Source organism: Actinomadura macra NBRC 14102 (assembly GCF_001552215.1).
In the GTDB taxonomy this organism is placed as follows: domain Bacteria; phylum Actinomycetota; class Actinomycetes; order Streptosporangiales; family Streptosporangiaceae; genus Spirillospora; species Spirillospora macra.
Window position 1 is genome coordinate 589,354 of the sequence record NZ_BCQT01000004.1, and the last position, 17,284, is coordinate 606,637.

The window sequence follows — 17,284 nt, forward strand, 5'->3', positions numbered from 1 at the left end:
GGGATTGGCGCGCCGCGGGTTCCACCGGGGCTTGAGGGTCCGCGCCCGTTCGCCCAGCAATCCGCACCCGAGATCGGCGAAAGTCTCCGGGACGACTTCAACGAAACACTCGACGTCATGAGTGCTGGAGACATGACATCGCCCGACCCGACCTCCGCTCGGGCACCCGCGCCCGAGTACACCACGGACACCACCCCGTCCGGCGGGCACCGCTGGTGGACGCTGCCGGTGGTGAGCGCGGCGCAACTCCTCGTGGTCCTGGACGGCACGATCGTGAACATCGCGCTGCCGTCCGCGCAGGACGCGCTCGGCATGTCCGACGCGAGCCGGCAGTGGGTGATCACCGCGTACGCGCTGGCCTTCGGCGGCCTGCTGCTGCTCGGCGGCAGGATCGCCGGCGCGCTCGGCTACCGCAGGGCGTTCGCGATCGGCCTGGCCGGGTTCGCCGCTTCGTCAGCGCTCGGCGGCGCGGCGACCGAGCCGGAGATGCTGTTCGCGGCGCGGGCCCTGCAAGGCGTGTTCGCCGCCCTGCTCGCCCCCGCCGGACTGTCGCTGCTGACCACCACGTTCACCGGGGCACGCGAGCGTGGACGGGCGTTCGGCGTGTTCGCTGCGGTGGGCGCCGCCGGTTCCGCCGTCGGCCTCGTCGCGGGCGGGCTGCTGACCGAGTACGCGGGCTGGCGATGGTGCCTGTACATCAACGTCCCGATCGCGCTGCTCGCCGTGGCGGGCACGGCACTCGTGCCCCGCGACCGCCCCGTCCGCGGCGGCGCACGGCTCGACGTCCCGGGCGCGGTGCTCAGCGTCGCGGGCTTCGCCGCGGTCGTCTACGGCTTCAACGAGGCCGAACCGCTCGGCTGGGACTCGCCGAGGGTGGTGGCGCTGCTCGCCGGGGGCGTCCTGCTCCTGGCGGCGTTCGTCGCCGTCGAGTTGCGCGTCCCCGACCCGCTGCTGCCGATGCGCGTGCTCCTGCACCGCGCCCGCGCCGGCGCCTTCGTGGCGATCACGCTGATGTTCGTGTCGATGTTCGGCTTCTACCTGTTCGTCAGCTACTACACCCAGACGGTCCTCGGATACTCACCGGTCGAGGCGGGCCTGACACTGATCGTCAACGCCCTGGCCGCCCTCGCGGGCTCGCTGCTCATCGCCGGCAAACTGCACGGACGGGTCTCCCCGTCGGCGCTGATCCTGCCCGGCCTCGGCCTCGCCGCCACCGGAATGCTGGTCCTGACCCGCCTGACGCCGCACAGCACGGACATCCTGCCGGTCTACCTGGTGCCCGCGCTGGTGCTCACCGGGCTCGGGCTCGGTCTCGTCCTCCCGCCGACGGCCGCCCTGGCCACCGCGGGAATGCACCACCACGAGATCGGCGCGGCGTCGGCGGCCTACAACGCGTCCCAGCAACTCGGAGCCGCTCTCGGCACCGCCCTGCTCAACACGGTCGCCGCCAGCGCGTCCGCCTCGTACCTGGCAGAACACGGCCACGTCACACAGGTCGCCGCATCCGTACACGGCTACACCGCAGCCCTGACGGTCGCCTTCGGCATCCTCGTGGCCGCCGTCTGCCTGGTCGCGCCCCTACGCGCCAAGCGAAACCACACCTAGGGCCCACCCACCACCGACGCTAGAAGCCGCGGTGCCCCGACCTCCGACCTCAACCGTCACGCGAGCGCGCGATGTCGCGCTCGTCCAACCCCGCCCAAGGGCAAGCGACTAGGCGAGCCCTTGGGGCGGGGTTGCAATGATCACAGCGAGCTCGCGGTGACCAGGGTGCGGATCGAGCCGAGCGCGACCGAGAGGGTCGCCAGGTCGAAGCTGTCGCTCTCCCAGATCTCGCTGAGCGTCTGCTGGGCGCGCTGCACCGCGGTCCGGTTCTTGTCGGCCCAGCCTCCGAGGCGCTCCTCCGGCTGCTCGCCGGGTTCGCTGGTGACCAGGACGTCCCGGGTGAGGGCGGCGTGCGCGGCGTACAGGTCGTCGCGCAGGGCCGAACGCGCCATCGAGCGCCAGCGGTCGTCGCGGGGCAGTGCGATGATCCGCTCGCGGAGCCGCGACAGCTGGAGCCGGTCGGCGAGGTCGAAGTAGACCTCGGCGACCTCCTCCACCGGACGGCCCGTCTCGTGGGAGATCCCCACCAGGTCGAACGTGGAGTAGGCGGCGACCAGGATGGCGCCCTGCTCGGCCAGTTCGTCCGGGACGCCGAGTTCGGCGAACCCGTCACGGCGCTGCTCGAACGCGGCGAGGTCCAGGCCGACCAGCAGCTTCGGCAGCCGTCCGCCGAGCGTGGCGGCGCCGCCGGAGAACAGGTCGATCGTCTCGCGGATGTCGAACGGGGGCCGCCGGTTGTGCAGCAGCCAGCGGGCGCCGCGCTCGGTCAGCTTCCGCGCCTCCAGCAGCATCGCGAGCTGCGTGGACTGCTCGACCTGCTCGGACAGCTCCTCCACCGACCGCCAGAACCGCGGCATCCCGAAGACCTCGCGGGCCACCAGGTAGGCGCGGGCTATGTCGGACGAGGACGCCCCGGTCTCCTCGTTCATCCGGAACACGAACGTGGAGCCGCTGTTGTTGACCAGGTCGTTCACCACGGCGGTGGTGATGATCTCCCGGCGCAGCGGGTGGCGGTCCATGGAGGACCGGAACCGCTCGCGCAGCGCCGTCGGGAAGTACTCCACCAGCCAGGATTCGAGGTAGGGGTCGTCGGCGAGGTCGGAGGCGACGATCTCGGCGTCCAGGGTGAGCTTGGCGTAGGCCAGCAGGACGGAGAACTCCGGGCTGGTCAGCCCGAGCCCGGACTGCCGCCGCTCGGCGAGGGCCTTGTCGTCGGGCAGGGACTCCAGCCGCCGTTTGAGCCGCCCGTCCCGCTCCAGCTTGCGCAGGTGCCGCGCGTGGACGTGCAGCATCGCCGACGCCTGCGCGCGCGCCGCGGCGAGCACGACATTCTGCGCGTAGTTGTCGCGCAGGACGAGCCGCCCCACCTCGTCGGTCATCTCGTACAGCAGGGTGTCGCGCTGCTTGCGGGTGAGCTCGCCGTCCCGGACGACCTGGTCGAGCAGGATCTTGATGTTGACCTCGTGGTCGGAGGTGTCGACGCCGGCGGAGTTGTCGATGAAGTCGGTGTTGACCAGCGCGGCGGAACCGCGCCGCTCGCCCTCGCGGGCGAACTCGATGCGGCCGAGCTGGGTCAGGCCGAGGTTGCCGCCCTCGCCGATCACCTTGCAGCGCAGTTCCTCGCCGTCGACCCGGACGGGGTCGTTGGCCTTGTCTCCGACGTCGGCGTTGTTCTCGATCGACGCCTTGACGTAGGTGCCGATGCCGCCGTTCCACAGCAGGTCCACCGGCGCCTTCAGCACGGCGCGGATCAACTCGTGCGGGGTCAACGCCTTGACCCCCTCGTCGATGCCGAGTACCGCCCTGACCTGCGGGCTCAGTCGGATCGACTTGGCGGTGCGGGGGAAGATCCCGCCGCCCTTGGAGATCAGCGAGGCGTCGTAGTCGGCCCACGAGCTGCGCGGCAGCTCGAACACGCGGCGGCGCTCGGCGAAAGAGGCGGCCGGGTCGGGGTCGGGGTCGAGGACGATGTGCCGGTGGTCGAAGGCGGCGACCAGCTTGATGTGCTCCGACAGCAGCATCCCGTTACCGAAGACGTCACCGGACATGTCGCCGATGCCGACGACGGTGAAGTCCTCGTGCTGGATGTCCTTGCCGAGGGAGCGGAAATGGTACTTGACCGACTCCCAGGCGCCGCGGGCGGTGATCCCCATGGCCTTGTGGTCGTAGCCGACGGAGCCGCCGGACGCGAACGCGTCACCGAGCCAGAACCCGTACTCGGCGGCGACGCCGTTGGCGATGTCGGAGAACGTGGCGGTGCCCTTGTCGGCGGCGACCACGAGGTAGGTGTCGTCGCCGTCGTGCCGGACGACGTTCGGCGGCGGGACGACCTTGCCGTCCACGAGGTTGTCGGTGACGTCGAGCAGGCCGGAGATGAAGTCCTTGTAGCAGGCGATGCCGGCCTGCATGAACGCCTCGCGGTCGGCGGCGGGGTCGGGCAGCTGCTTGCCGACGAAGCCGCCCTTCGCGCCCGCGGGGACGATGACGGTGTTCTTCACCGCCTGCGCCTTGACCAGGCCGAGGATCTCGGTGCGGAAGTCCTCGCGCCGGTCGGACCAGCGCAGCCCGCCGCGCGCCACCGACCCGAACCGCAGGTGGACGCCCTCGACCTTCGGCGAGTACACGAAGATCTCGTACTTGGGACGTGGCTGGGGCAGGTCGGGGATGCCCTCGGGGTCGAACTTGACCGCCAGGTAGGGCTTGTGCTGGTAGTGGTTCGTGCGCAGCGTCGCCTGGATCATCGCCAGGTAGGCGCGCAGGATGCGGTCCTCGTCGAGGCTGGCGACCTCGTCCAGCTTGCCGTGCAGCTCCTCGTTGATGCCGAGGCTGCGTTCCTCCTCACCGCCCGCGAGGGCCGGATCGAGGCGGCTCTCCCACAGCCGGACGAGCAGCCGCGTGATCTGCGCGTTCCGCAGCAGCACCTGCTCGATGTAGCGCTTGGAGAAGCTGGTGCCGGTCTGCCGCAGGTAGAGGGCGTAGGCGCGCAGGATCATCGCCTGCCACCAGTTCAGGCCGACGTGCAGGACGAGGGCGTTGAAGCCGTCGTTCTCGATCCTGCCCTCCCACAGCGCCGTGAACGCGTCCTGGAACAGGCCCTTGATGGCCTCCTCGGACACGTCCACGGGCGGGGCGTACCGCAGCCCGAGGTCGTAGATCCAGAACCGCTGCCCGTCACCGCTGTTGATCTCGTAGGGCCGCTCGTCGATGACCTCGACGCCCATGTTCTGCAGGAGCGGCAGCACCCGCGACAGCGAGATCGGCTCGCCCAGCCGGTAGATCTTCAGGCGCCGCTCTCCGGGCCCGGCGCTGTAGGGCTCGTACAGGTTGATCGAGGTGTCGGCGTCGCCGCTCAGCTCGTCGAGCCGGCGCAGGTCGGCGACCGCGGTGCGGGCCGGGAAGTCGGCCTTGTATCCTTCGGGGAAGGCGTCGGAGTACCGCCGGGCGAGCGTGCCGGAACGTTCCTCGCCGCACTGCTCGACGATCGCGTCGGCCAGGTCGTCGCCCCAGGACCGGGTCGCGACCGCGAGGCGCGCCTCCAGCTCGTCCACGTCCACGTCGGGCAGCGGACGGCCGCGCTCGCCGCGCACCACCACATGCAGCCGGGCGAGCATCGACTCGGTCACGTTCGCGCTGTAGTCGACGCTGACGCCCTCGAACGCGCTCCGCAGGATCTCCTGGATGCGCAGCCGGATCCGGGTGGTGTACCGGTCGCGCGGCAGGTAGACCATGCAGGACATGAAGCGCCCGTACAGGTCCTTGCGCAGGAACAGCTTGAGCTGGCGGCGCTCGCGCAGCCGCAGCACCCCGAGCGAGATCGACAGCAGGTCGTCGACGGAGATCTGGAACAGCTCGTCGCGCGGGTAGCTCTCCAGCACCTCGATGAGGTCCTGGCCGTCGTAGCTGTCGGGGGTGAACCCGGCGCGCTCCAGCACCTCGTCCAGCTTGCGCTTGAGGACGGGCACGTGCGCGATCGACTCGCTGTAGGCGACGTGGGTGAACAGGCCGAGGAACCGGCGCTCGCCGATGACCTCGCCCGCCGCGTCGAACTTCTTCACGCCGATGTAGTCGAGGTACAGCGGCCGATGGACGGTGGAGCGGGAGTTCGCCTTGGTCAGCACGAGCAGGTGCTTCTCGGTGGCCTTCTCGCGGACCTCGGGCGGCAGCGAGGCGAAGCTGTCGGACTCGCGCTTGTCGTTGCGCAGGATGCCGAGGCCGGTGCCCGGCTCCGGGCGCAGGCCGAGCTGGCCGCCGGCGGCGTGCCCCACCGCCTCGCCCGTGCTCTCCTCGCCGCTCTCGGTGAGCGTGTAGTCGCGGTAGCCGAGGAACGTGAAATGCCCGTTGGCCAGCCAGTCCAGCAGCTCGACGCCCTCGGCGAGCTCCTTGGCGGCAAGCGGCGGCGGCACGTCCCGGATCGCGGCGGCGATCTCGCCCGCCCGGGCCCGCATCTTCGGCTCGTCCTCGACCCCGACCCGCACGTCCTGCAGGACGCGCAGCAGGTCCTTCTCCAACGCGGCGAGCCGCTCGCGGTCGCTCGTGCGGTCCACCTCGATGTGGATCCACGACTCGTCGACATCGGTGGCACTGTCCAGCTTGCCACGGAACGCCCGTAGATGACCTGCGACGTCGCGGTCAACTCCGAGCAGCGGGTGGACTATCAGATGCGTGGCGAGCTGGTGCCGGCTCAGCTCCATCGTCACGGAGTCGACGAGGAACGGCATGTCGTCGGTGACGACCTGGACGACGGTGTGGCCGGGGTCCCAGCCGTTCTCCTCCAGCGACGGCGTGAACACCCGCACCTTCGCGCGCCCCTGCGGCCGCTCCTCGCCGAGCGCCCGGTGCGCCGTCGCGGGGCCGCAAATGTCCGCCGGGTCCCTGCTCAGCAGGTCCTCTGGAGCCACGTGGTGGTAGTAGAGGCGAAGGTAGGCGAGGGCCTCCTCCACGTCCCCGCCCCGGCCACCGGGGCGCTGGGCGCACGTCTCCGCGGCCCGCCGGAGCCGATCGTCCTTCGCCTGGTCGAGCTTGCCGCCCATCAACAACTCCCCTAGAGACAATTCGCCACCTCGTTGTGGCGCTGCTCACTTGCGCCAGCGTAGCCAGGAATTCCCCCAAAACCGACCTGCTGAGCCGCAAGGTGAACGTGGCTTTGCCCACCCTGCCAGGCCTTCCCGCGATGCCGCCCGGTGATCGCCGAACTCCCCGTCCGGCCCGCTTTCGGGCGCATGTGACGACGGTCGGAACCGTTGCAGGGCACCGCTTTCGTCACCGCGGCCGCCCCCCTGACGGGGGCGCCGGGGTCAGCTTCCGCCGGTGCCGGCGCCCGTGCCGGGAGGGGTGGGCGTGGAGGTCGGGGGCGTGGGCGTCGGGTCGGGGCTGTTCGTCGACTGCGTGGGCGTCGGGTCCGTCGTCGTGCGGGTCGGCGACGGGCTCCCGGACGGGCTCGGGCTGCCGGACGGTGACGGGCTGAACGACGGCGACGGGCTGTAGGACGTCACGGGCGCCGGCCCCGACGGGCTGTGGCTCCGCGGCGCCGACGACCTCGGCGCGACATCGCTGGACGCCGGCGGGCCGCTGGGGTCGCTGACCTTCTGCCCCGCCTTGCCCTTGTCGCCGGACCCGAACGCCAGCGCCGAGGACACCACCACGATCGCCACGATCAGCGCGGCGGCACCGGCCAGCACCGCCGAGCGGCCGGAACCGGTGAGGGTGCTCCGCAGGCCGCGTCCGCCGGTGGGGCGGCCCGGGACGGTGTTGTCGGCGGCCCACTCGGCGGGCGTCGGCAGGCGGTCGGGGGGACCGCCGCCGGGCAGGTCCAGTTCGTCCCACTCGCCGGTGCGGGCCATCCCGGCGTCGAACGCTCCAACCGGAGCCGGCGCGAAACCGGGCCCTGCCGTGCCCTCGACGGCCTCCGCCGCGAGGACGCTGCCGGCGGCGAGCATCGCGGTCTCATCGGTGTCACCCGGCGGACGCACGGCCGCCGCCACCGCCGGGACCGCGGCGTCCTCGTGCCCGAGCAGCCGCATCAGCACCTGCCGGGCGTGCGGGCGCAGGGCCGGGTCCTTGTCGAGGCAGTCGGTGACGAGGTCGCGCAGCGGACCGTCCATGCCGCCGAGGTCCGGCTGCTCGTGCAGGATCCGGTTGATCACCGCGGGGATGGTGTCCTGGCCGAACGGCGGCTCGCCGGTGGCGGCGAACACCAGCGTGGCCGCCCAGCAGAACACGTCCGCGGCGGTGCCGACCTCCTCGCCCTGGATCTGCTCGGGCGCCATGTACGAGGGCGTGCCGATGACGCGGCTGGTCAGCGTGGTGGAGCCGCTGATGGCGCGGGCGACCCCGAAGTCGATGACGCGCGGCCCGTCCGGACCGATCAGCACGTTGTGCGGTTTGAAGTCGCGGTGGATGATCTTCGCCTGGTGGATCGCCGCGAGCGCGGTCGCGGTGCCGACCGCGAGCCGGTCCAGGGCCGCGCCGCCGAGCGGGCCCTCCTGCGTGACCTGCTGGTTGAGCGAAGGCCCGGGGACGTACTCGCTGACGATGTAGGGCCGGTCGCCGTCCGCGTCCGCGTCGATGACCTGGGCCGTGCAGAACGGCGCGACCTTCTTCGCGACCTCCAGCTCCCGCAGGAAGCGGGCGCGCGCCTTGTCGTCCGAGGTCAGCTCGGCGTGCAGCAGCTTGACCGCGACCCGCCTGCCGTTCTCGTCCTCCCCGAGGAACACGGTGCCCTGGCCGCCCTCGCCCACCCGGCCGGTCAGGGCGTACGGACCAAGCCGCTCCGGATCACCGGACCGCAGCGCCCCAACCTCCATGCGTGGCACCGTCCCTCTCCCAATCGACGGACCGAAACGGACCACGGGCCGATCGACGCAGGCCAGCGCTCCGCTAGTGTGACGCCCCAAACCTGGGGAAAGTTCACTCGGCCCTGCGACCTTACGGCGCGTTCTGACCCCCCGCACCCGATCGGACACTTTTAGGCCGGGCCACCACCCTAATACCGCCACACCCGCCGCGATACCGCGCAACCACGGGTTCGCGTAAGTGAGACTATGCCGGTGACCACACTCGACGGCCGCCGCGTCTACACCCGCGCCGAACTGATGGATGCGCACGGCCTCGGACGCAGCACCCTGGAGAAGTGGTTCCGCGAGCGCGCGGCGAACGGCCACCCCGAAGCGGCCGGGACGGTCGGCTCACAGCTCGCCTGGGACGCCGACGCCTGGGACCACTGGTACGCCTCGCGCGGTAGCGCGACCGTCCCGTCCGGGCTGGTCACCCGCGATGAGCTGGCCGAACGCCACCACGTGAGCCGTCACCACCTGAAGCGGCTCTGGGCCGACCGCGCGTCCAACGGCCATCCGGAGGCGGCCCACCGCGCGGGCAAGGCGCTCTACTGGGACGAGGCGGAGTGGGCCGCCTGGTACGCCGCCGAGCGCGACCGCCCGTCCCAGGACGGCGACCCGGACGGCCTGGTCACCCTCGCCGAGGCCGCTCGCATCCTCGGCCTCGCGCAGACGAGCGTCACCGTCTACCCCAAACGCCCGCCCGCGGGCTGGCCCGAACCGGCCGCGGTAGAGGAACTGGGCGGCGGCCGGGTCCGCCGCCTCTACCGCCGCCGAGACATCCAGTCCTACGCCTCCAGGCGCCGCTGAAATCGAGGGTTCTCGGTACGCTAGGACAGTTTCGACCTCAAACGTGTCACCTACCGTCATCAATCGAAAGCACAGTGTCATGAGGGTCGCAGCCGTTGTCCACTACTACACGCTGCCTGACACCCCCTACGCGATGTGGGTCCGAGGGGACCTCCCCGAACCGCTCGCGTTCGAGATCGACACAGAACTCTGGGAGCCCTGGGACGAGTAATCCGCTCATGGGGTGAAGTGGGAAAGGACCTCCGGGTTGGCCAGGGAGTCGCGGTTGGCGGCCTTGTCGACCGGGGTGCCCTGGAGGATCTTGCGGACGGGGACCTCCAGCTTCTTTCCCGACAGCGTGCGCGGGATGCCGGGGACCTCGCGGATCTCGTCGGGGACGTGGCGGGGCGACAGGGCCGACCGAATCCGGCGTTTGAGCTCGGTCACCAGCTCGTCGCCGAGGGACGCGCCCGGGGCGAGCTGGACGTACAGCAGGAGGCGGCCCTCCTGGCCCAGGCGGCCGGTGTCGATGACGAGGCTGTCGGCGATCTCGTCGAACGCCTCGACGACCCGGTAGAAGTCGGAGGTGCCCATCCGGACGCCGCCGCGGTTGAGGGTGGAGTCGGAACGGCCGTAGATGACGCAGCCGCCGTCCGGGAGGATCTTGATCCAGTCGCCGTGCCGCCACACGTCCGGGTACATCCCGAAGTAGGACTCGCGGTAGCGGTCGCCGTTCTCGTCGTTCCAGAACCTGACCGGCATGGACGGCATGGGCTCGGTGATGACCAGCTCGCCGACCTCGTCCACGACGGGCTTGCCGTCGTCGCCGTACGCCTCGACCTTGGCGCCGAGACCGCGGCACTGCAGGACGCCCGCGCGGAGCGGTAGCAGGGGGGACGGGCCCACGAAGCCGGTGCACAGGTCCGTGCCGCCGGAGAACGAGCCGAGCAGCAGGTTCTCGCCGACCGCCTCGTACACCCAGGCGAACCCCTCGGGGGGCAGCGGCGAACCGGTCGAGCCGATGCCGCGCAGGCGGGACAGGTCGTGCTCACGCCCGGGACGGCGGCCCTCCTTGGCGGACGCGGTGAGGTACGGCGCGCCGACGCCCAGGTAGGTGACGCCGTTGTCGGCGGCGAGCGACCAGAGGTCGAGCGGGGCGCCGTCGTACATGACGATGGTGGAGCCCACCAGCAGGCCGCCGATGAGGTAGTTCCACATCATCCAGCCGGTGGTGGTGTACCAGAAGAAGACGTCCCCGGGGCCGAGGTCCTGGTGGAACGACAGGGCCTTCAGGTGCTCCAGGACGACGCCGCCGTGCCCGTGGACGATCGGTTTGGGCAGCCCGGTCGTCCCGGACGAGTAGACGACCCAGAGCGGGTGGTCGAACGGGACGTCCTCGAACTCGAGGGTGTCGTGGCCCTGGCGCGGCAGGTCGCGGTAGTGCATGCCGGCGCGGAGCCCGTCCGGGGTGGCGGCGGGGTCGAGGTAGGGGATCAGGACGGTGGCGGCGAGGGTCGGCAGCTCGGCGGCGATCTCGGCGGCGATGTCCCGGCGGTCGAAGCGCTTGCCGTTGTAGGCGTAGCCGTCCACGGTGATCAGGACTTTCGGCTCGATCTGCGCGAACCGGTCGATCACCGAGGAGGCGCCGAAGTCCGGGGAACAGGACGACCAGATCGCGCCCAGCGAGGCGGTGGCCAGGAAGCAGATGAGCGCCTCGGGGATGTTCGGGACGTAGGCGACAACACGGTCGCCCTTGCCGACGCCGAGCTCCGCCAGGCCCGCGCGGACCTCCGCGACGTGCAGGGCCAGCTCGCGATGGGTGAGGACGCGGTGCCCGCCGGCCTCCGACCTGAAGATCACCGCGGTCTCGTCCGGGATGTCGGCGGCCCTACGCAGGGCGTTGGCGGCGTAGTTGAGCGTCGCGCCGGGGAACCAGGTGAGCCCGTCCACGGGCATGGGTCCGCCCGACCGGACGGGGCCGTCGCCCCGCCGTCCGACGACCCCGAAGTAGGACCAGATCGCATCCCAGAAGGCATCGATCTCCGTGACCGACCACCGCCAGAGGTCGTCATAGGACTCCGTGAGCACGCCCCGGTCCCACAGCCAGTGGACGAAGCGCGTGACCCGTGCGTCGGCAACGACCTCCGCCGAGGGTTCCCACAATGGCGAGCCCTCGGAAACCTCATGGTCACGGGACATTTCTCTCCCTTCCTGGCCACACTCCACTGAACGGCATCCCCAATATCAGCCCCGCCGCACGTGGCGCGCAACTTCCCCGCCGGGGCGGGCCTACAGGCGGGTGAGGTCCGCGGCGGCGGCGACCACGGCGTGGGTGTCGGCGAGGGTCGCCAGGACGCGGTCGGCGCCGGCGGCGCGGAGTTCGGCCTCGGTGGCGCTGCCGGTGGCGACGGCGACGACCGGGGACCCCGCGATGCGGGCGGCCTGGACGTCGCGGGGGGAGTCGGCGATGTAGACCGTCGCGGATTCGAGGTAGCGGGTGCCGTGCCGCTCCCCCGCGCGGCTGCGCGCCAGTTCGAGCAGGGCGGCCTTGCTGTAGACGCCGTTCTCGTACCCCCCGGCATCCAGGTCGAGATGCTCGGCGAGACCGAGTTCGGTCACCTTCAGCACCGCGTTCGGCCGGACGGAGCCGGTCAGCACGGACTGGACCACTCCCGGCACGTGCGCGAGAGCCTGGACGGCCTCGCCGGCGCCCGCGAGCACCCGCCCGTGGGTGCGCAGGTCGCCGCGGCGGGTGGCGAACGCCTCGGTGAGCGCGGCCACGAAGGCGGGCAGGTGGTCGTCGGTGGTGATGACGTCGTTGAACGCCAGGGTCTCGAAGATGATCTCCGACTCGGTGCGGCCGGGGGTGGGGGCGAGCCGGACGAGGGGCCGTCCGATCGTCCGCTGGAAGGCTTCGGCGTACGCCTCCCGGGTGACCCGCCCGACGTCGACCAGCGTGTGATCGATGTTCCACAGCACCAGGCGGTTCAGCGTCGACATCCCGTTCCCAAGTGCGGTCGGAGGAGCGTCCACGGGCGACCGTCATGGGCGCACGCGACGTGCGGCGAGCTTATCGTCGGGCCTCATGCCCACCGAACGCAACCGGCGACGGACGGGCTGGGCAACGGAACCGTCCGAGGGCGGGCTCAGGGACCCATGTGGGGGTAGCGGTAGTCGGTCGGCGGGACGAACGTCTCCTTGATCGCCCGGACGTTCGTCCAGCGCAGGAGGTTGAACACGGAGCCGGCCTTGTCGTTGGTGCCGGACGCGCGGGCGCCGCCGAAGGGCTGCTGCCCGACGACCGCGCCGGTCGGCTTGTCGTTGATGTAGAAGTTGCCCGCGGCGAAGCGGAGGGTCTCGGTCGCGGCGGCGATCGCGGCGCGGTCCCGGGCGATGACGGCACCGGTCAGGCCGTACTCGCTGACGCCCTCCAGCTGCGTGAGGACGGAGTCGTAGTCGCCGTCGTCGTAGACGTGGACGCCGAGGATCGGCCCGAAGTACTCGGTGGTGAAGATCTCGTCGGTGGGGTCGGAGCACTCCAGGACGGTCGGCCGGACGAAGTAGCCCCGCGAGTCGTCCAGCTCGCCGCCGGCGAGGATCCGGATCGTGTCGGCGCCGCGGGCGCGCTCGATGGCGCGGCGGTGCTTGGCGAACGCGCGTTCGTCGATGACCGCGCCCATGAAGAGCGAGAGGTCCTCGGCCACGTTCCCCATGGTGAGGGCCCCGACCTCGTCGCAGAAGTCGTCGCGCATCCCCTCCCAGACGGAGCGGGGGACGTACGCGCGGGACGCGGCGGAGCACTTCTGCCCCTGGTACTCGAAGGCGCCCCGGGTCAGGGCCGTCTTCAGGACGGCGGGGTCGGCGGACGGGTGCGCGACGATGAAGTCCTTGCCGCCGGTCTCGCCGACGATGCGCGGATAGCCCCGGTAGCCGGCGATGTTCTCGCCGATCGTCCGCCAGAGGTGCTGGAAGGTGGGCGGCGAGCCGGTGAAGTGCAGGCCGGCGAGCTCGGGGTGGCGCAGGGCGACGCTGGAGACGGCCTGCCCGTCGCCGGTCACCAGGTTGATCACCCCCGGCGGGAGCCCGGCGGCCTCCAGCAGCCGCAGCGTGTGGTGCGCGGCGAGTTGCTGGGTCACCGACGGCTTCCAGACCACGACGTTGCCCATCAGCGCGGGCGCGGTCGGCAGGTTCCCGGCGATGGCGCTGAAGTTGAACGGGGTGATGGCGAGGACGAAGCCCTCCAGCGGCCGGTACTCCATCCGGTTCCAGACCCCCGGCGAGGAGTTCGGCTGCCGCTCGCGGATCTGCCGCGCGTAGTCGACGTTGAACCGCAGGAAGTCGATCAGCTCGCAGGCCGAGTCGATCTCCGCCTGCTGCACCGACTTGGACTGCCCGAGGATCGTCGCGGCGTTCAGCGTGGCCCGCCACGGCCCCGCCAGCAGCTCGGCGGCGCGCAGGAAGATCGCGGCACGGTCGTCCGGACCCATGGAGCGCCAGCCGGGCGCCGCGGCGCGCGCCGCAGCGATGGCCTCGGTCACGTCCGCGTCGGTGGCGTTGCCGATCCGGCCGAGGATGTGGCCGTGGTTGTGGGGCTCCACGACGTCGATCGGTGTGCCGGCGCCCATGCGATGCTCGCCGCCGATCGTCATCGTCAGCTCGGTCTGCGCGCCGGCGAGCTCCTTGATCCGGGCTTCCAGCGCGGCCCGCTCGGCGCTGCCCGGCGCGTAGCCCTTGACCGGCTCGTTCACCGGTACCGGCACGGTGGTGACGGCGTCCATCTGGTGGCTCCCTGCGAGATCCGGCGACGGTGTCGACGTGCGGTGACCTACCCGCCCGGCCGCCACCGAATACCCCGGCCGCTCATCCGCCGATCACTCCAGGTGCGGGATCTCCTGGGTGGCGTACCAGAGCAGTTCGTGACCTTCGGCGCCGTCCACGGCGAACAGGGCGTCGTCGTCGCCCGCGTCGGCGGCGGCCAGGGCCCGCACGGCGGCGGCGATGTCGGGCGCGGCGGACGCCTCGTCCACATGGGCGGAGGCGATCTTCGTCCACGGGACGGCGGCGGCCAGCTCCGACAGTGACCGGTCGGTGCCTCCGCCCCGCCAGGTGACCACTGGGTCGGGCATCTCGGCGGCGAGGACGACCCGGCGGCGCGGGGCGGACGGGTCGGTGGCGAGCAGCCGGAGGGAGGCGCGGGCGGCGGCGGTCATCGCCGCGTACTCCAGCTCCTCAAGGTCGCCGCCGGCGTACCACTCGCGGAGCGCGGGCGTCACCGCGTGGGCGGCGAGCGGCGCGGGGCCGATCTCCCGCGCGGCCCTTGCGGCGGCGAGGAGTGTGAGCGTGGAAGGCAGGTAGACGCGCATGTCGGTCAGTCAGTCTCGCACGAGAGGAGATCCAGACCGCGCAGTTCGGCGATCGTGGAGTCGGCGGAGGTGTGGTGGACGCCGTGCAGGCCGAGGGCCTCGGCGGCGCGGACGTTGTGGTCGATGTCGTCGATGAACACGCATTCCGCGGCCTGGCTGCCGAGGAGGTCGAGGGTGTGCCGGAAGATCCGCTCGTCGGGCTTGCGCAGCCCGACCTCGCAGGAGATCACGACCTCGTCGAAGACGCCGGCGAACAGGTCGCGTGGGTAGACGTTGCCCCAGGAGTTGGACAGCAGGGCGGTGCGGGCGCCGGCGGCGCGGACCGCGCGCAGCGCCGCGTACATCGGCTCGACGGGGGCGAACGCGCCGAACATGCGGGTGAGCAGCCCGGCGGCGGCGACCGGGCCGCCCTCCACGGTGAGCAGTTCGGCGGCGAGGAGCCGCTCGAACTCCCCGGTGGGCAGCGAGCCGTCCTCCAACCCGTGGATGGGATTGGTCCCGGCGCCGTCGTAGGCCTGCCGCACCCAGCCGCGCATGACGACGCGATACCGCTCGGCGTCGATGCGGTCGGCGGCCAGCCACGCGGCGATGGTCTCGTCCAGGGGAGGCGTGAGGACGCCTCCCCAGTCGGTGATGACGGCTTTGACGGTCACGGGCCTGATCGTAGGCGATGGGCGGCGATGGCCGAACATCGTTCTACTGGGGCCACGGTTCTACTGGGGCACGGATCTACTCGAACACGGATCTTGTGCGGCGCCGGTCCGCCCGGGGCGTCCGTGATCATGCGACCGATGCGGGGACGATCGCATGATCACGGACTCTCGGCCCGGTCAGGCCGACCGGAGCCTCTGCAGCGCCTCCCTGACGCCGCCATCGCTTTCTTCCAGGACGATCGTCGCGCGCGCGGCGGGGACTTCACCGAGCAGCGAGACGAGGGCGACGCGGGTGTTGCCCCCGGCTTCCGACAGCGCGTTCTCGCAGGTGCGGGCGTCCATGCCCGTCGCCTCCGTGAGGATGCGCACCAGCCGGGCCCGCAGCTTGGAGTTCAGCGCGTTCACGCTGACCATCAGGTTGGAGTAGGTGCGGCCGAGCCGCACCATCAGGGTGGTGGAGAAGGAGTTGAGGACGAGCTTGGTCGCGGTCCCCGCCTTCATCCGGGTCGAGCCGCTGATCACCTCCGGACCGGTGGCCAGGCCGATGTGCACCTCCACTTCGTCGCCGTACGGCGTGTGCGGGTTGCAGCTGATCAGAGCGGTGCGCGCCCCGATCGCGGCGGACGCGCGCAGCGCCCCCACCACGTACGGGGTGCGGCCGCTCGCGGCGATGCCGATGGCGATGTCGCCGGGCTGAACGTCGCAGGCGTCCCGGGTGCCGAGTTCGACGTCGTCCTCGACATCGGAGATCGCTTGGGACAGCGCGCCCGGGCCACCGGCGTGGTGGGCCACGACACGTCCCCAGATGCCGAACGTCGGGGGCAGCTCGGCGGCGTCGATCACCGCGAGCCGTCCGGACGTGCCGGCGCCGAAGTAGTGCACGCGCCCGCCGGCGCGTAGCGATTCCACCGCGAGGTCGACCAGACGGGCGACCTCCGGCAGGACGGACGCGACGACCATCGGCACAGTCGCATCCTCAGTGTTGATCAGGTGCAGCACCTCCAGGGTCGGCAGTGTGTCGACGTCGAGGGTGCGCGGGTTCCTGCCCTCGGTGGGGAGCTCGCAATCGATCACCGACGCCTCCGGTCGGGTCGCACGGTCCGGCCGCGGACCGCCTCGAATGTGGCTTCCAGGGCCTTGCGGGTGGGCCCATAGGTGCGCTGCGCCACACCGACGAAGACGCAGTCGACCACGGTCAGCTGCGCCAGTCGGCTGGCGGTGGCGCCGGAGCGGAAGGTCGTCTCCCGCGCCGCCGTCGTCAGGATCAGATCGGACACCTCCGCTATTGGGGACTTGGGGAAATTGGTCAGCGCCACGGTCTTCACTCCGTTGCTCCTGGCGACCTCCAGGGCGTCGATGGTCTCCACCGTCGCGCCCGAGTGTGAGATTCCGATGGCGACGTTTCCGCTGCCCAGCACCGCGGCGCTGGTGAGCATGATGTGGGCGTCCGACCACGCCGAGCACACCCGGCCGATCCGGTGCAGTTTCTGCTGGAAGTCGGCCGCGACGAAGGCGCTCGCCCCTACGCCGTAGACGTCGACGCGGTCGGCGGCGACAACGGCGTCGACGACCTGTTCGAGCATCTTGATGTCGAGCTGGGCGGCGGTCTCCTCCACGGCCCGGGCGTCGGCGAAGGTCACCTTCTCCACGATCTGTTCGAGGGAATCGTCGGGACTGATGTCGCTGCCGATGACCCGTCCGCCGCTGGCGCTTTGGGCCCGTCCCGCCTCGGTGGCAAGGGTCAGTCGGAGCTCTGGATAACCATGAAACCCGATCGCCCGGCAGAACCTGATGACCGTGGTCTCAGAGGTGCCGCAGGTCTGGGCGAGTTCGGTGATGGTGGAGTTCGCGACCCCCTCGGGGTCGTCGATGACGCGTTGCGCGACACGTCGCTCGGCGGGGGGCAGCGAAGGCAGCAGCGAGCGCACCCGCACCACGGTGCTCAGCGGCGTCTGATCCTTCGACGCCGCATCTTCCCTGGACGTACCGGCCTCCCCTGTGCTCCCGCTCTCGGGGCCGATGGGTTTCCTCATGTAAGGAA

12 protein-coding genes are annotated in these 17,284 nt (G+C 71.3%); 3 read left to right on the forward strand and 9 right to left on the reverse strand.

All coding sequences use genetic code 11. From position 1 onward, the window contains the following. The first annotated feature begins 117 nt into the window (after nucleotides 1-117). A complete protein-coding gene (locus AMA02S_RS07485) occupies nucleotides 118-1,605 on the forward strand; it encodes an MFS transporter (protein ID WP_218004871.1) in 1,488 nt (495 codons plus the stop codon). A gap of 140 nt (nucleotides 1,606-1,745) precedes the next feature. Here the strand turns inward: AMA02S_RS07485 and AMA02S_RS07490 are convergent, their stop codons facing one another. Beyond that, nucleotides 1,746-6,635, reverse strand: coding sequence for an NAD-glutamate dehydrogenase (locus AMA02S_RS07490; RefSeq protein ID WP_067453587.1), 4,890 nt, complete (start codon nucleotides 6,633-6,635; stop codon nucleotides 1,746-1,748). 264 nt (nucleotides 6,636-6,899) lie between these two features. Beyond that, nucleotides 6,900-8,408 carry a serine/threonine-protein kinase gene (locus AMA02S_RS07495; RefSeq protein WP_067453590.1) on the reverse strand — a complete coding sequence of 503 codons (1,509 nt, stop codon included), beginning with the start codon at nucleotides 8,406-8,408 and terminating at the stop codon, nucleotides 6,900-6,902. 237 nt (nucleotides 8,409-8,645) lie between these two features. Here AMA02S_RS07495 and AMA02S_RS07500 point away from each other — a divergent pair, with 237 nt between their 5' ends. Together AMA02S_RS07500 and AMA02S_RS44625 are read left to right on the forward strand one after the other, a co-directional pair. Further along, nucleotides 8,646-9,248, forward strand: a complete 603-nt coding sequence (locus AMA02S_RS07500; RefSeq protein WP_439951582.1) for a hypothetical protein — start codon at nucleotides 8,646-8,648, stop codon at nucleotides 9,246-9,248. 79 nt (nucleotides 9,249-9,327) lie between these two features. Further along, entirely contained in the window at nucleotides 9,328-9,459 is a 132-nt protein-coding gene (locus AMA02S_RS44625) for a hypothetical protein (RefSeq protein WP_281181849.1), read from the forward strand. Between the two features lie 5 nt (nucleotides 9,460-9,464). Here the strand turns inward: AMA02S_RS44625 and AMA02S_RS07505 are convergent, their stop codons facing one another. The 7 genes from AMA02S_RS07505 to AMA02S_RS07535 all read right to left on the reverse strand — a co-directional run bounded on the left by AMA02S_RS07505 (nucleotide 9,465) and on the right by AMA02S_RS07535 (nucleotide 17,276). After that, entirely contained in the window at nucleotides 9,465-11,426 is a 1,962-nt protein-coding gene (locus tag AMA02S_RS07505; protein ID WP_067453593.1) for an acetoacetate--CoA ligase, read from the reverse strand. A gap of 90 nt (nucleotides 11,427-11,516) precedes the next feature. After that, on the reverse strand, nucleotides 11,517-12,227 hold the full coding sequence (locus AMA02S_RS07510; RefSeq protein WP_067453596.1) for an HAD family hydrolase: 711 nt from the start codon (nucleotides 12,225-12,227) through the stop codon (nucleotides 11,517-11,519). 146 nt (nucleotides 12,228-12,373) lie between these two features. Then, the gene (gene pruA, locus AMA02S_RS07515; RefSeq protein ID WP_067453599.1) at nucleotides 12,374-14,005 is read right to left on the reverse strand and encodes an L-glutamate gamma-semialdehyde dehydrogenase; all 1,632 of its coding nucleotides are present in this window, start codon (nucleotides 14,003-14,005) and stop codon (nucleotides 12,374-12,376) included. A 93-nt stretch (nucleotides 14,006-14,098) separates the two neighbouring features. Further along, a complete protein-coding gene (locus tag AMA02S_RS07520) occupies nucleotides 14,099-14,590 on the reverse strand; it encodes a DUF6912 family protein (protein ID WP_067453601.1) in 492 nt (163 codons plus the stop codon). Between the two features lie 5 nt (nucleotides 14,591-14,595). Further along, nucleotides 14,596-15,282, reverse strand: a complete 687-nt coding sequence (locus AMA02S_RS07525) for an HAD family hydrolase (protein ID WP_067453605.1) — start codon at nucleotides 15,280-15,282, stop codon at nucleotides 14,596-14,598. 138 nt (nucleotides 15,283-15,420) lie between these two features. Then, nucleotides 15,421-16,317 carry an N-acetylmuramic acid 6-phosphate etherase gene (locus AMA02S_RS07530; protein ID WP_067453608.1) on the reverse strand — a complete coding sequence of 299 codons (897 nt, stop codon included), beginning with the start codon at nucleotides 16,315-16,317 and terminating at the stop codon, nucleotides 15,421-15,423. Continuing rightward, nucleotides 16,314-17,276, reverse strand: a complete 963-nt coding sequence (locus AMA02S_RS07535; protein ID WP_245667386.1) for a MurR/RpiR family transcriptional regulator — start codon at nucleotides 17,274-17,276, stop codon at nucleotides 16,314-16,316. Before AMA02S_RS07535 ends, AMA02S_RS07530 begins: the two co-directional genes overlap by 4 nt. Between the last annotated feature and the right edge of the window lie 8 nt (nucleotides 17,277-17,284).